The organism is Rhodanobacter sp. T12-5, assembly GCF_008329435.1.
GTDB lineage: Bacteria > Pseudomonadota > Gammaproteobacteria > Xanthomonadales > Rhodanobacteraceae > Rhodanobacter.
This window is the reverse complement of record NZ_NPKN01000008.1, coordinates 69803-84504: the sequence shown is the minus strand read 5'-3', so window position 1 is coordinate 84504 and position 14702 is coordinate 69803. Positions and strand designations below refer to the sequence as shown.

The window sequence follows — 14702 nt, the reverse complement described above, 5'->3', positions numbered from 1 at the left end:
CACCACGCCAACGGAGTGATTGATCGATGCGTTACCTCGCCATCCTGCTGCTCGCGCCCTGGCTGCTGATCCTTTGCTGGGGCTACTGGGCCTACCCGAAGAGTCTGCCGCGCACGTCGTTCCGGCGCGTTTTCGATGTCGTCGCCCTGTCGCTGGCGCTGCTGGCCGCGGCGGAATGTGCGGTGATCGGTTTCGACAGGGTCGAGTTGCCCACGGTCGATGGCTTCGGCCGCGCCAGCGGCGCCATCTGGCAGCAGGTGTTGCCGGCGCTTTACGGCTACGGCGCGTTCACCGTCGTGCTGGTGCTGGCCATGCTGCTGCGTCACCTTGTCTGGGGACGCAAGCGACTGCCGTGAGGCGCACGCGAGGGGTCGCGATCGGCCAGGAACAAGCGTGATCACGCGTGCGTGACCAATGGCTCTGGCCGACAGCTAAACCCTGACGGCAATCTGTGCATCTATCTGCTGCGGCGAGTACGTCGTCGCAGGCGCAATCCCGCACAGTCCCCACTGGAAGTCCCCACGACATGCGCATGGCATGCCTGTTGTTTCTTGTTCTTGCCGCATTGTCGGCACCCGTGTTTGCCGTCGAGATCGACGGCCATCTAAGCCCCGGCGAATGGGCGGGGGCACGGCATGTCACCGACTTTCGGCAGACCCAGCCGCTCACCGGCAAACCCTCCTCGCTGCCGACCGAGGCCTGGATTCTGGCTACGCCGGACGGGCTGGCCGTGGCCTTTCGCTGCGAGCAACCGGCCGACGTCCCGCGCACGCGACAGCGCGTGCAGCGCGACTTCAAGGATCAGGTCGACCGCGTGAACCTGATGGTCGACTTCGACGGCAACGGTCGCACCGGCTACGACTTCGTGGTCAGCTCCACCGGCGGCATCAACGACGCCGTGGTTACGAACGAATCCAACTTCAATACCGACTGGGACGGCAACTGGCAGCATGCGGTGAGCGAAGACGCCGCCGGCTGGACGGTCGAGATACTGATCCCGTGGTACACCGCGCCGATGCACATCGCGCAGGACGGCAAGCGCACGCTCGGCATCTACCTCGACCGCGTGACGGGCTCGACCGGCGAGCGCGATGCGTGGCCGGTGGCCAGCTTCATGCGCTCGCGCTTCCTGTCGGATTTCAACCCGGTCGAGGTGCCCACGTACAGCCAGTCATTGCTGGCGATCACACCCTATGTGTCCGGCCTGTACGATCATGTGCGTGGCCGCAGCCACGTGCAGGAGGGCGCCGACATCCTGTGGAAGCCGAGTGGCCAGTTCCAGCTGACCGCGGCGCTGAATCCGGATTTCGGCCAGGTCGAGAGCGACGATCTGGTGGTCAACTTCGGTGCCACCGAAACCTATGTCAGCGACAAGCGGCCGTTCTTCACCGAGAACCAGGGCATCTTCGATTTCAGCCTGCTGGACGACAACAGCCAGCTGGTCTACACCCGACGTGTCGGCGGCCCCTCCGACGACGGCCACGGCGCCGCCGACATCAATGCCGCGGTGAAGCTCAACGGCAGTGTCGGCAGCACCAGTTACGGCGTACTGGCGGCGGACGAGGACGGCGAGGCCGGCCGTTTCTTCGGCGCGGCGCGGGTGACCCATGATTTCGGCTCGCAGAGCCTGGGCATGCTGCTGACCCGGGTCGACCGGCCATGGCTGGATCGACAGGCGACCGTGCTCGGCGTCGACCATCATTGGCAGCCGACGCCGAAGCTGACCATCGCGACCAACGTGGTCGGCAGCGACATCCTGCAGTCCGGCACGCGCACGCGCGACAGCGGCGCGACCTTGATTGCCGATTACGAGATGGGCGGCGGCTGGCGCCAGCAATGGCTGGGCATGCATTTCGGCGATCAGTTGCAGATCAACGATTTCGGTTATCTCCCGCGCAACAATTTCAACTACGCGCATTGGGAAGTGCGCAAGCGCAACACGGCGTTGCCGGCGGATTCCGCCTACAGTTCGCACGACTGGCATTTCCGCATCGACGCGCTGGACAACGACCACGGCCTGCGCCTGCGTCGCCAGCTGCGCATCCGGCGCACCAGCGAGCTGCGCGACGGCGCCACTGAGGATGCGCAGATCAACATCAACAGTGCCGGCTGGGATGACCTGCTCACGCGCGGGCACGGCGCACTGTTCCTTCCGCCATCGCTCGACTTCTTCTACGAACGGATCAGCCCGCGCCACGGCGACTGGGCGTTCAAGCTGGATGCGGAAATGCTCAGCGGCGGCCTCGGCGGCAACCGCCAGATCGGCTACAACATCAAGTTCATCCCGACCTATTTCATCAGCGACGCGTTCAGCGTGTATGCCGGCCCCTACTACGAGCACATTCCGGACTGGCTGGTATGGCAGCACGACAACCTGATCGGCCGCTTCGACGAACACACCCTGCAGCTGGATGCCGGCTTCGACTGGAGCATCGACGACCGCCAGGAGCTGCGCCTGAAACTGCAGGCGATCGGGTTGGATGCGCGGTCACGCGGCGGCTATCGCGTCGACGCCAATGGCCGTGCCGTGGCCAGCGCCGACGATGTCGGCGACTTCAGCGTGCGCAATCTCGGCCTGCAGATCCGTTACCGCTACGAGCTGGCGCCGCTGTCCTACCTGTACGTGGTCTACGGACGCGGTGGCTATGCCATGGATGGCTATGCGCGTACCACCGGCGACGTGTTCAGCAACAGCTTCGCGCTGCGCGACGACGAACAATTGCTGGTCAAGCTGAGCTATCGCTTCGACATCTAGCTCATCATTCCCAGCGATTGAGGTGCCGCCCGGGTACCTCGCGCTGTGGCCGCACCACGCAGAAGCGATGACCGGTGGGTGCTTCCATGACCCACCAGCGCTCCCGCACGAACGCCACGCGCTGCGCGCCGAGTTGCTCCAGCCGCGCCACTTCCGCATCGAGGTCGTCCGTCTCGATATCCAGGTGCACGCGGCTGGCGTGATCCACCTTTTGCAGCAGGATGATCGGCTCGTCCGCGGCGGTCCGCAGTTCCGCGTATCTGCCGTCGCCATCCTGGTCGGGATCGGCGACCGGCTTGCCCAGGGCCTGGCTCCAGAATGCCGTGGCCGTGGCGAGGTCGTCGACCTGGCAGTCGATGACGAGGGTGCTGAGTCGGCTGTGATGCATGGATCGTCTCCGCTGGACGGCGCGCGAATCGGCGCAGTGCGAGAATACGCGCATGATCCCGCTGAAATACCTTCAGGCCTATCCCGTCACCTTGCAGGACAAGGTGCGCGAGCTGATTGCGCAGGAGCGCCTCGGCGAGCACCTGGCCAGGCGTTATCCGGGGCGCCACGAGGTGCAGAGTGACAAGGCGCTGTACGCCTATACGGCGGCGTTGAAACAGCAGCACCTGAAAAACGCGCCCGGCATCGACAAGGTGCTGTACGACAGCAAGCTCGATGTCGTGCGCAATGCACTCGGTCTGCACACGGCGATCTCGCGCGTGCAGGGCGGCAAGCTCAAGGCGAAGAAGGAGATCCGCGTGGCGACGCTGTTCAAGGCCGCCGCGCCGGAATTCCTGCGCATGATCGTGGTGCACGAACTGGCCCACCTGAAAGAGATGGACCACAACAAGGCGTTCTACCAGCTGTGCACGTACATGCTGGCGGACTATCACCAACTGGAGTTCGACCTGCGCGTGTACCTGACCTGGCGCGAGTTGCCCTCGACGATCGACGCGAACCCACGGGAATGACGATGGACAGTGTGGCGCTACAAAAATACCTGCTCCGCTTGTTCGAACGGCACGATGTCGAGCTGGAAGCCGATGAAGACGGCTGGCTGGTGACCGATGGCGACTTCCCGGCCATCCGCGCCGAATGGCACGAAGGCGCCGTGGGCGGGCCGGGCCGGCTCGATGTCGACGTGGTGCTTGGCGAGGAACGCCGCATCGAGGAGAGCTTCGCCGGCATGGGTGCCGGCGAAGCCGGTTGTCGCAATGCGTTGCACACGTTCGAGCAGAGCGTGTTCCACCCGCTGCTGGCCGCGTGCTGGTACGTCACCGACGACCGCAAGGTGCGGATCGCGGCGTGGGAGATCGGCGTGCGCACCTGGGACGTGTTCATCGGCCCGTTCAGCGCGCGCGGCGCGGACGCCGCGAACATGCCGGCCGAAGCGCTGACGTCGATCGAGGCCGCATTGAAACGCGAAGCGCTCAGCCCCGAGCTGCACTGGCTGCGCCTGGTGCACAGCCATGCCGAAGAGGGCGACTCGCGCTGCAAAGCGCTGCTCGACAACGAGCTGTGGACGGCCGGCACGCTGGCGCTGAACGAAGTGGCCTGGCCGCGTGGCGGGGACTACAGCGCGCGCTGTTTCATGCTGCTCGACGTGCGCGATTACTGACAAGGCGTTCCGGCCCGGTGGAAGACCTCGGTCGACCCCGGGTCACATCTGGCGAAAGAGGTGCAGGTAGTGGCGGCTTACCGGCAGCACGTCGTCGCGTGCCTTCAGGTGAATCCGTGCGGTTTCGTTCTCACCTCGCGTCACGTGGCTGATGGCGTGAAGGTTCACCACCACGGCGCGATGCACCTGCGCGAACTGCGTGGCGTCGAGCTGGGCCACCAGTTCCTTCAATGGCGCGCGGATGAGCGCTTCGACCGGCTTGCCCTCGTCGCGCCAGGCAATTCGCGTGTATTTCTCGTCGGAGCGAAGAAAGTCGATGTCGCCGACCGCGATCATCCGCACCGTTGATCCCACCGAGGCGCGAATCCATTGCAGAGCAGCGGGCGCGCTGTCCTTGCGAAGACGCGTCGCGAGTTGTTCGATCAGCGTCTCGGCATCGATCGCGGGTTGCGCGGTGAGCCATCGCTCACGCAGCCGCGTCACCGTGTCGGCCAGGCGTGCCGGCTCCACCGGCTTGACCAGATAGTCGAGTGCGCCGTGTTCGAAGGCCTGCACGGCGTACTGGTCGAACGCCGTGACAAACACGATGTGAGCTCGCCGGCCGATATGACGCGCCGCCTCCACGCCCGACAGCCCGGGCATCTGCACATCGAGAAAGCAGATGTCCGGTCGCCGGGCCTCGAACTGCTCGACCGCCTCGCGGCCATTGCGCGCCTGCGCCACGACCTCGAGTTCCGGCCAGGCCTGCGCCAGCAGGCGCGCCAGTGCCTTGCGCAACAACGGCTCGTCGTCGGCAATCAGGGCGCTCGGGTTTCGCGCGATCATGCAGCCTCCATGCGTGCGGGGAATTCCAGCTCGGCGCAGACGCCATGCGGAACGACTTCGCTCAGTCGCAGTTGCGCATCGTGGCCAAAGGTCAGCTGCAGGCGTTCGCGCAGTGTCGTCAGCCCGGTACCCAGACTGTCGCCAGCGGGCTGCAGGCCGACGCCGGTATCGATGACCTGGGCGAGACACCGGCCTTGGCGCAGCGTCACGCGAACTTCGATCCGGCCGCCATCCTCGCCGGGATCGATGCCGTGACGCACGGCATTCTCGACCAAGGTCAACAGCGTCATCGGCGGGCAAAGCAGCACGAGGGCGGCCTCCTCGACATGCAGCGTGTACTGCAGGCGGTCAGGGATGCGCATGTGCATCACTTCGAGATACGCGCGCACCAGGTCGATTTCCTGCGCCAGTGTGGTGGCCGGATTGTGCAGGCGAGGCACCGCGGCGCGCAGGTAGGCGATCAGGCTGCCAAGCACCACCGATGCGTGTGGCGAACCGGAATCCACCAGTTCGCGCACGTTCGCCAGCGTGTTGAACAGGAAGTGCGGTTCGACCTGCGCCTGCAGCAATCGCATGCGCGCATCCAGCGCCTTGCGTTCCAGCTCGCTGCGTTCGAGCTCGAAGGAGAGCGACTGCCGCTGCGCCTCGCCATTGATCTGGCCGATCAGCGCCGACACCGCCATCCACGGCGCCAGCAACACGCCCACGAAGGTCATGAAGCCGAAGCCCATGAGGCGATCGCTGTCCCGCCAGAACGGCACGGGATCGCTTTGAGTGGTCGCGAAATAGGCCACCCATGCCGCGAGTGGAATCACGATCGCCACCGCGGCGATCTGGAGGACCCAGCGCGCGATCCACCGCGGCTGACGCGTCGGCCATTTTTCGAACAGGCCGAAGGCAAGCGTGGCGGTCAGCGCGACGAAGAGCAGGCGTGCGAACAGGATCCAGTAGTGGTCCTTCCAGCCCGGCATGAGCAGCAGCCCCAGCAGTACCGCCGCGCCGGACGGATAGCGCACGCGTCGCCAGCCCAGCACTCGCTGAACGCCTCGTGGCTTGGCTGGGATGTCAGTGGGCATGCAGGAGCGATGGTAGCGGTTGCGGCACGCGACGGGTGGCCGAGCGTGCCGCCGTGGCGATCAGGGTCCGGAGTCGGGGGAAGTTTTCACACCTCGTACCCACAGCCAGAGGCCCGTGCCGATCTCGGCAACAAAGATCGGCGCCCACCCGAACTGGATCACGTCGGCGTGGGCCGGCAGTACCAGATTCCCGAGGCTGGTGAACAGCACGACGATAGAAGCGAACACTCCCAGCGCCGAAAGCACCCGCGGAATGCAGCGTGATGCGAGAAACAGGTAGAAGAACAGCGTGGAGCCGACGGAGAAGAAAGTGGTGGTGATGTTGAAGCTCGCGAATCCCACGCTGCGGGCCAACCCGATGACGGCCTGCAGCTTGTCCGCACCGAGGAGCTCCAGATACTTCGGATCGGCGTAAAGGTTCAGGGTGGCGAAATCGATCATGGCTGCGGCACCACCAATGAAAGCTTCGCCCAGCCGCCAGTACATGGCCATCCGGGCAAGGTCCTCATTTACCGACCGCAGCGTCGCATACAGCGCATAAGCCAACAGCACCGTGAGCACCGAGGCAAGCATCTGGAGCGATAACGCAACCCGGTATAGCCGTTCGCCGGCAACGATGTGTTGTACGTCGTCGGCGAAGTTTTCCTCGCCGACGACGTGGGAGATCGCGAATTGCCCACTCATGAACAACACGATCAGCAACAGGTAAATGAAGCCGGCTATCCGGGCATATCGGATCCTGGCGTTGGCTGCAAGGGCTTCTGGCATGGCTCCGTCCTTGATGAATGGATATCGCGGGAGACTCGTCCTGCTAGCGCAGATGCGGCAGCCACAGCATCATCGAGGCCGCGACGATGCCGGCTGCCGTAACCAGCGTTGACGCGAACAAACCTGCACTCATGGCCATGCGGCCGTGCGACCCTGCACGGTCCTGCGTGTGGAAGTAGAGCTGGAGCATGGCCAGCGGCAGCAGGTACTGGGCAAACGCGATGACGGTGAGTGCCGGTCCGGTGAACGTGTCCGGGTCGAAACCCGCCGGACCCTGGTTCACCATGATCCAGAGCGCCAAGCCGATGCGGAAGAACCACACGCCGCTCACCACCAGGAACAGACGCAACGCCCAGCGCCGATGCAGGGCGAAGCGGCGTGTCAGTGCATGGCGCAACACCATGACCGCACACAGCATGATCAGCACGGCATTGATGCTGATGGCGATCTGCTGTGAAATATCGCCCACGTTGGTCCCCGTCCATACCATCGCCAGTCCGCCCAGCCCCATCACGAAGGCCGAGACCAGATAGGCTCGACCGTTCCAGCGATGAAACCGGGGAAACCACCGGCGCACTCCGGTGATCAATTGGAGCAGTCCGCCGACGGTGATCAGTGCGGCGAACGCCAGATGCATGGCCACGACGGCGTTGTGCCCGGTGTCACCGGCGACGTGGGCGCGTTGGAAAACCTGGTTCCAGGCTTCGAATCGGCCCAGGACTGCCGTGCGTCCGTAGAAGCCGAACAGATAGGCAACGAACATCAACTGGCCGAGTCCGGCGACCACAAACCAACCCGTGACCGCCGCCTGCAGTGTCGATTTCGCCCGGCTGGACGAACGGCCCTGCCGAGAGAGGACAACGGGGCGGGGCGTCGCCGTGCTGAAACCGGTCGACGGGATGGAATCGGCGATGAGGGTTGCCGCATCGATCGGGTGAGGCATCGGAACCAGTCCCAGTCATGAGTTCCTGAACAGTGTTGCCGGCGGCTGATCAGCCTGGGAAGCGCGAAATGACGGACGACGGTTCCAGATCATTGAAGGGCGTGGGAAGGCGACAGGCTGCGTAGCGCGGGTGGCGAGTGGCAGCATCGCCCCGCGGAATGCAGGCGACTTCACGCACCCGCAAAAAAAAGCGGACGCCCGCAGGGCGCCCGCTTTTCCATCCGCCATGACCGCCGGCTGGATCAGTTCGGCAGGGACAGATCGTCCAGCATCGCCTTGAGGAACCTTGCCGCTTCGCCGCCGGTGGCGGCGCGGTGGTCGAAGGTCAGCGACAGCGGCATGCGGCGGTGCACTTCGATGCCGCCGATCACCGCGACCACGTCGTGGCTGAGCTTGCCGGCACCGACGATGGCGACGGTCGGCGGCACCACCACCGGCGTGGCGTAACGGCCGGCGAACATGCCGAAGTTCGACAGGCTGATGGTGTAGCCGGACAGCTCCGAGGCCGGAATCGTGCGCTCCTCGACCTGCGTGCGCAGGCGCTTGATCGCGGCGCGCACGCCGGCGGCGTCGAGCACGTCGGCGTTGCGCAGCGCCGGCACGAACAGGCCGTCGTCGGTGTCGACCGCGATGCCGATGTCGACCTGCGGATGCAGGGTACGGGTGAGGTTCTTGCCGTCGAACCAGGCGTTCAGCGCCGGCACCGTCTTGCAGGCCGAAACGATCGCGCGGATCAGGCGCGCGGTGATGTCCTGCTTGCCGATCCATGCGTGCAGGTCGGCGTCGTCGACCAGGGTGGTCGGCACGACCTGGGCATGTGCGTCGGCCATCACGCGGGCCATGTTGCGACGCACGCCCTTCAACTGTTCCGGCTGGCCGCTGGCCGTTTGCGACGGCGGTGCGGTGCGCACCGGCTTGCCGGCGAGCGACACCGGGCCGCGGCTCGGCTCGGGCTGCGGCAGTTCGGGTGCAAGGTGACGGCCGGCGGAAGCCGGCACGCTGCGCGCCGGGGCAGCGCCGAGCGCGGCCGAACCGTTCGCGGCGGCGTCCTTGACGTCCTTCATCGTCACCACGCCATCGGCGCCGCTCGGACGCACGCGGCCGAGGTCGACCTTGAGCTTCTTCGCCAGCGCGCGCACGGCCGGCACGGCTTTCACGCCGCCGATGCTGGCGGCCTGTTCGACGTGCACGTGGCTGCCGCTGACCATCGCGCCAACCACGGTGCCTTCGTCTTCGCGATCGGCCTTGCCGTTGCTCTCGACCTCGCCACCTTCGTCCGAGGCGACCACCTTGCCGCCATCGTCGGGCGCCGGGCTGCCGACGCTCTTCTTCGGGCCATGGTGATGGCCGGTTTCCTGCGACTCGGCGCGCTGCTTCGCGTTCGGATCGGGTTCGAAGTCGGCCAGCGCGGCGCCGGTCTCGACGATGTCGCCGGGTGCGCCGTGCAGCTTGACGACCTTGCCGGTGTACGGCGAGGGCACGTCGACCACCGCCTTGGCGGTTTCCATCGAGCACAGCGGCGCGTCGAGCTTGATGCTGTCGCCCACCTTCACGTGCCACTCGACGACGGTCGCGTCGGGCAGGCCTTCGCCGAGGTCGGGCAGGTAGAACGTCTTGATATCAGCCATGAGTTTTTATCCGGGAACGGGAAACGGGGAACAGGGAACGGGTTTGGGTGCGCGAGGACTTGATGTTCCCCGTTCCCTGTTCCCCGTTCCCCAGGCCAGATCAGCTTGCCGCCAGCGTACGCTTCGCCGCGTCAACGACGCGCTCCACGCTCGGCAGGTATTTCATTTCCAGGCGGAACAGCGGGATGTGCGTGTCGAAACCGGTGACGCGCTCGACCGGCGCGAGCAGGTCGTACATGCATTCCTCGGCCAGGCGCGCGGCGATCTCGGCGCCGAAGCCGGCGGTCTTCGGCGCCTCGTGCACGATCACGCAGCGGCCGGTCTTCTGCACTGATTCGGCGATGGTGTCGAAGTCCAGCGGGGTCAGCGTGGCGACGTCGATCACTTCGGCGCTGATGCCCTGGCTGGCCAGTTCATCGGCCGCTTCCAGCGCTTCCTTCACCTGTGCGCCCCAGGTCACCAGGGTCACGTCGGTGCCGTCGCGCAGCACGAAGCACACGTCCAGCGGCAATGCCTCGCCGTCGTCCGGCACTTCCTCCTTGTACTGGCGGTAGATGCGCTTGGGCTCGAAGAACATCACCGGGTCGGGATCGCGGATCGCGGCCAGCAGCAGGCCGTAGGCGCGCGCCGGCGAGGACGGCATCACCACGCGCAGGCCGGGGATGTTGGTGAACAGGTGCTCGTTCGCCTCGGAGTGGTGCTCCGGGGCGCGGATGCCGCCGCCCCATGGCGCGCGCCACACGGCCGGCACGGTGAGGCGGCCGCGGGTGCGGTTGCGCATGCGTGCGGCGTGGCAGGCGATCTGTTCCATCATCGGGTAGATGAAGCCTTCGAACTGCGCCTCGGCGACCGGCTTCATGCCTTGTACGGCCAGGCCCACGGTGACGCCGGCGATGGTGGTTTCGTCCAGCGGCGTGTCGAGCACGCGCAGCTCGCCGAATTTTTCCTGCAGGCCCTGAGTGGCGCGGAACACGCCGCCGTTGACGCCGACGTCCTCGCCCAGCACCACGACGCTGTCGTCGTGCGCCATTTCGTAGGCAAGCGCCTGGGTGACCGCTTCGATGAGAGTGATTTGTGCCATGACTTAGTGGCCCTTGGTTTCAAGCGAGAGGACGTAATCGCGCTGCTTGGCGAGATCGGCGGGGACTTCGGCGAAGATGTAGTCGAACATCGCCGAGACCGGCTGCGTCTTGGTTTCGAGGTAGGCGTTGACCTCGTTGTCCATCCACTCGTCGCACTCGGCCTTCCAGGCTTCTTCCTTCGCGTCGTCCCACACGCCCTTGGCCACCAGCCAGTTGCGCAGGCGCTTCATCGGCTCCTTGTCCCAGCCGTCCTTCACTTCCTGCTCGCCGCGGTAGCGGCGCGCGTCGTCGGCGGTGGTGTGGTCGCCGAGGCGGTAGGTGACCGCCTCGATCACGCTGCCGCCCTTGCCGCTGCGGGCGCGCTCCAGCGCATCCTCCATCGCCTTGCGCACGGCGATGATGTCGTTGCCGTCCACCTGGATCGAGAACAGGCCGGCGGCGATGCCCTTCTGCGCCAGCGTCGGGGCGCCGGACTGGATCTTGCGCGGCACCGAGATCGCCCACTGGTTGTTGACGATGACGCAGACCAGCGGCAGGTTCTGTGCGCCGGCGATGTTGATGGCGCCGTAGAAGTCGCCCTTGGACGAGCCGCCGTCGCCGATCGTGCACACCGCCACGCGCTTCTCGCCGCGGATCTTGAACGCCAGCGCGCTGCCTGCGGCATGCAGGCACTGCGTGGCGATCGGCACCGACCAGGCAAAGTCGTGCCGCGCCGGTTCCTTCTGGTAATCGTTGCCGCGTTCGTCGCCACCCCAGTACATGTACACCTCGCGCGGCTGTACGCCGCGATAGAGCTGCGCGCCGTATTCGCGGTAGCTCGGCGCGTACACGTCCTCGGGTTTCATCGCGCTGCCGATACCGACATGCGCCGCTTCGTGGCCGAGGCAGCTGGCATAGGTGCCCAGCTTGCCGGTGCGCTGCAGCGCGATCGACTTGGCGTCGAACACGCGCGTGGACAGCATCAGCTTGTACAGCTCGACCATGTGGCCGAGGTCTTTCGCGAACTCGGGCAGGTCATCACGGACCTGCTTGCCCTCGGCATCGAGGTATTGCAGGTATTCGATTTCAAACTTGGCGGCGATGGTCACGACTCGCTCCGGATTGAGGAAAAGGGTTGGCGGTGGCGTGCGCCGAAACGCACAAACGACCGAACAAGACCGCGCTTGATAACAGGCGGGCATGTTGCGCTGCAAGGTACGGTGCAGCATTCGAGGGCGTATGGGGAGCGGGTTTTACCTGCGGCGGAAGAGCGCCAAGGCGCATTCCACCGGGTCTTTTCGACCGCCACCGGCAGGAGCCCGCTCGCGGGCGATGCTTTTCTCATGGGACCCGAAATCGCAAGAGCATCGCCTGCAAGCGGGCTCCTGCGCGGGGCGATCGACACGGTCTGGGGGATCGGGCACTTCTCCGCTTCTCCACATCTGCTCGCCGCCCATGTCCTGGGTCAAGATTTGATCGGGGCTCAACCGTTACCATGACCGTTCTCGAAATTACGTGATGGACCAGCATGAGCGACAACCAGCGCGATCTCGAAGCGGGCATCCAGACCGATCTCAACGGACAGATCACCTATGGCGGCTATCTGCATCTGGACACGCTGCTGTCCGCGCAGCAGCCGTTGAGCGATCCGCCGCATCACGACGAGATGCTGTTCATCGTGCAGCACCATGTCTCCGAGTTGTGGATGAAGCTGCTGATCCATGAATTGAAGGCGGCGGTGGCCTACCTGCAGGCGGACGACATCGACGCCTGCCTGAAGATCCTGGCGCGGGTGAAGCAGGTGCAGCGCCAGCTGTTCGAGCAGTGGGCGGTGCTGGAGACGCTGACACCGTCGGAATACCTGGAGTTCCGCGGCGTGCTGGGGCCGTCGTCCGGCTTCCAGTCGCTGCAGTACCGCAAGATCGAATTCCTGCTCGGCAACAAGAATGCCGACATGCTCAAGGTATTCGCGCACGATCCGCCGGCGCAGGCCGAACTGCGCGCGGTGCTGGAGGCGCCGAGCCTGTACGACGAGTTCCTGCGCTACCTGGCGCGGCGCGGCCACGCCGTGCCGGCCGAACTGCTGCAGCGCGACTGGACCCAGGCCTACCGGCGCAACGAGGCGCTGCTGCCGGTGCTCAAGCGCATCTACGAGCAGCGCGCAGAGTTCTGGCCGGAATACCACATGTGCGAACAGCTGGTGGACGTGGAAGAGAGCTTCCAGCTGTGGCGCTTCCGCCACATGAAGACGGTGGAGCGCATCATCGGCCACCGCCGCGGCACCGGCGGTTCGTCCGGCGTGAGCTTCCTGAAGAAGGCGCTCGACCTGGAATTCTTCCCCGAGCTGCTCGACGTGCGCACCGTGCTGGGCAGCTGACTCTTTCGTAGGAGCCCGCTCGCGGGCGATGCTCTTTGGGCGGAATTCGGAAAGGCATCGCCCGCCAGCGGGCTCCTACATAATGGGGCTCGGGGTGGTGCCGTCGGCACGACAGCTCTTGAGGAGATTCCATGAGTCAAAGCATCGATACCGCGCCGGCCGACGCGCCGACCTACCCGCAAATGCTCGGTCACCCGCGTCCGTTGTGGATGCTGTTCATGACCGAGTTCTGGGAGCGCTTCGCGTTCTACAGCGTGAGCTGGGCGCTGGCGTTGTACATCGTGGCGCACTTCTACCACGGCGACGCTTCCGGCCAGGCCTGGGCCAGCAGCATCTTCGGTGCGTATACCGCGCTGATCTACGCTTCCGCCATTTTTGGTGGCTACGTGGCGGACAAGATCATCGGCTACCAGCGCTCGATCCTGCTCGGCGCGCTGATGATGGCGCTGGGCCTGTTCGTGGTGATGCTGCCCAGCCGCGAAGTCTTCCTGATCGGTCTGGCGATGGTGATCGTCGGCAACGGCCTGTTCAAACCGAACATTTCCACCATGGTCGGGCAGCTGTACGGGCGCGACGACCCGCGTCGCGATCGCGGCTTCACCCTGTTCTACATGGGCATCAACGGCGGTGCGCTGCTGGCGCCGCTGCTGACCGGCTGGATGGCCGGTTATTTCACCGACACGCCGATGCAGCAGAACTACCGGATCGTGTTCGGTGCCGCCGGCGTCGGCATGCTGCTCAGCCTGTTCTGGTTCTGGTTCGGCCGGCGTGGCCTGAAGGGCGTGGGCCGACCTGCGCCGGAGGCCGCCAGCCGCATGCGCGTGGTGTGGGTCGTGCTGGGCATGCTGGTCGCGGTGCCACTGGTGTACCTGCTGCTGGCGTTCGTCACCAAGGGCCTGTCGTGGGTGCTCGGCGTGCTGTTTGCCGCCGCCGCCGTGATGCTGCTGGTCGAGGCGGTCAGGCATGGCCGGGTGCAGGTCGATCGCGTGGTGGCGATGCTGATCATCTTCGCCTTCAACATCCTGTTCTGGATGTTCTACTTCCAGCTCGGCACCTCGTTCAATTTCCTCGCCGAGAACCTGGTCGACCGGCAGATGTTCGGCGGCTGGATCTTCCCGGTGGGCTGGTTCCAGTCGGTGAGCCCGCTGGCGATCATCGTGCTGGCGCCGCTCGTTGCCATGATCTGGAGCCTGCTGGCCGCGCGCCGGAGCGAGCCGTCGATCCCGCGCAAGTTCGGCCTGGGCCTGATCTTCAACGGGCTGGGTTTCGCGGTGCTGATGTATGCGCTGGCGCGCCTGCTCGATGCGCAGGGGCTGATTCCGTTCTGGCCGCTGGTGCTGTGCTACGTGCTGCAGACGGTGGGCGAGCTGTGCCTGTCGCCGATCGGCCTGTCGATGGTGACCAAGCTGGCGCCGCCGCGGCTGGTCGGGCTGGCGATGGGCGGCTGGTTCCTGTCGCTGGCGGTGGGCGGCAACCTGTCCGGCCTGCTGGCCGGGCGCATCAGCGGCAACAGCGGCATGACCGCGGCGTCGGCGCTTTCGGGTTTCAGTTTCAGCTTCTGGCTGCTGGCCGGTGCCGGCGTGTTGCTGCTGCTGGTTTCGCCGCTGATCAACCGGCTGATGCACGGGGTGCGCTGAGCGGCGCCAAGCGCGGGGCGGGCACG

At 65.7% G+C, this 14702-nt stretch carries 14 protein-coding genes; 6 read left to right on the top strand and 8 right to left on the bottom strand.

The window, feature by feature from the left end; genetic code table 11:
* Positions 1-26 precede the first annotated feature (26 nt).
* On the top strand, positions 27-356 hold the full coding sequence (locus CIW53_RS15135; RefSeq protein WP_149365554.1) for a hypothetical protein: 330 nt from the start codon (positions 27-29) through the stop codon (positions 354-356).
* Positions 357-532: 176 nt separating this feature from the next.
* The gene (locus CIW53_RS15130) at positions 533-2755 is read left to right on the top strand and encodes a DUF5916 domain-containing protein (protein ID WP_242451928.1); all 2223 of its coding nucleotides are present in this window, start codon (positions 533-535) and stop codon (positions 2753-2755) included.
* A gap of 4 nt (positions 2756-2759) precedes the next feature.
* Here the strand turns inward: CIW53_RS15130 and CIW53_RS15125 are convergent, their stop codons facing one another.
* The gene (locus tag CIW53_RS15125) at positions 2760-3143 is read right to left on the bottom strand and encodes a VOC family protein (protein WP_149365552.1); all 384 of its coding nucleotides are present in this window, start codon (positions 3141-3143) and stop codon (positions 2760-2762) included.
* Between the two features lie 52 nt (positions 3144-3195).
* Here CIW53_RS15125 and CIW53_RS15120 point away from each other — a divergent pair, with 52 nt between their 5' ends.
* Both CIW53_RS15120 and CIW53_RS15115 read left to right on the top strand, forming a co-directional pair.
* Positions 3196-3714 (top strand): M48 family metallopeptidase, encoded by a 519-nt coding sequence (locus tag CIW53_RS15120; protein ID WP_149365663.1) that lies wholly within the window; start codon positions 3196-3198, stop codon positions 3712-3714.
* Between the two features lie 2 nt (positions 3715-3716).
* Complete coding sequence (locus CIW53_RS15115; protein ID WP_149365662.1) at positions 3717-4361, top strand: DUF6348 family protein; 645 nt, start codon at positions 3717-3719, stop codon at positions 4359-4361.
* A 42-nt stretch (positions 4362-4403) separates the two neighbouring features.
* Here CIW53_RS15115 and CIW53_RS15110 read toward each other — a convergent pair whose 3' ends face one another.
* From CIW53_RS15110 to pdhA, 7 genes are all read right to left on the bottom strand, one after another.
* Positions 4404-5186, bottom strand: coding sequence for a LytTR family DNA-binding domain-containing protein (locus CIW53_RS15110; RefSeq protein WP_149365551.1), 783 nt, complete (start codon positions 5184-5186; stop codon positions 4404-4406).
* Positions 5183-6262, bottom strand: coding sequence for a histidine kinase (locus tag CIW53_RS15105; protein ID WP_149365550.1), 1080 nt, complete (start codon positions 6260-6262; stop codon positions 5183-5185). Before CIW53_RS15105 ends, CIW53_RS15110 begins: the two co-directional genes overlap by 4 nt.
* Before the next feature lie 60 nt (positions 6263-6322).
* The gene (locus CIW53_RS15100; RefSeq protein WP_149365549.1) at positions 6323-7030 is read right to left on the bottom strand and encodes a DUF4386 domain-containing protein; all 708 of its coding nucleotides are present in this window, start codon (positions 7028-7030) and stop codon (positions 6323-6325) included.
* 43 nt (positions 7031-7073) lie between these two features.
* Positions 7074-7973, bottom strand: coding sequence for a DUF2306 domain-containing protein (locus CIW53_RS15095; protein ID WP_149365548.1), 900 nt, complete (start codon positions 7971-7973; stop codon positions 7074-7076).
* Between the two features lie 242 nt (positions 7974-8215).
* A complete protein-coding gene (locus CIW53_RS15090) occupies positions 8216-9601 on the bottom strand; it encodes a dihydrolipoamide acetyltransferase family protein (protein WP_149365547.1) in 1386 nt (461 codons plus the stop codon).
* Between the two features lie 100 nt (positions 9602-9701).
* Positions 9702-10682: an alpha-ketoacid dehydrogenase subunit beta gene (locus CIW53_RS15085; protein WP_149365546.1), complete on the bottom strand. Its 981-nt coding sequence runs from the start codon at positions 10680-10682 to the stop codon at positions 9702-9704.
* Between the two features lie 3 nt (positions 10683-10685).
* On the bottom strand, positions 10686-11771 hold the full coding sequence (pdhA, locus tag CIW53_RS15080) for a pyruvate dehydrogenase (acetyl-transferring) E1 component subunit alpha (protein WP_149365545.1): 1086 nt from the start codon (positions 11769-11771) through the stop codon (positions 10686-10688).
* 419 nt (positions 11772-12190) lie between these two features.
* Between pdhA and CIW53_RS15075 the strand changes: the two genes are divergently transcribed.
* Both CIW53_RS15075 and CIW53_RS15070 read left to right on the top strand, forming a co-directional pair.
* Positions 12191-13039 (top strand): tryptophan 2,3-dioxygenase family protein, encoded by an 849-nt coding sequence (locus tag CIW53_RS15075; RefSeq protein WP_149365544.1) that lies wholly within the window; start codon positions 12191-12193, stop codon positions 13037-13039.
* Between the two features lie 131 nt (positions 13040-13170).
* Positions 13171-14676: a peptide MFS transporter gene (locus tag CIW53_RS15070; protein ID WP_149365543.1), complete on the top strand. Its 1506-nt coding sequence runs from the start codon at positions 13171-13173 to the stop codon at positions 14674-14676.
* Positions 14677-14702 lie beyond the last annotated feature (26 nt).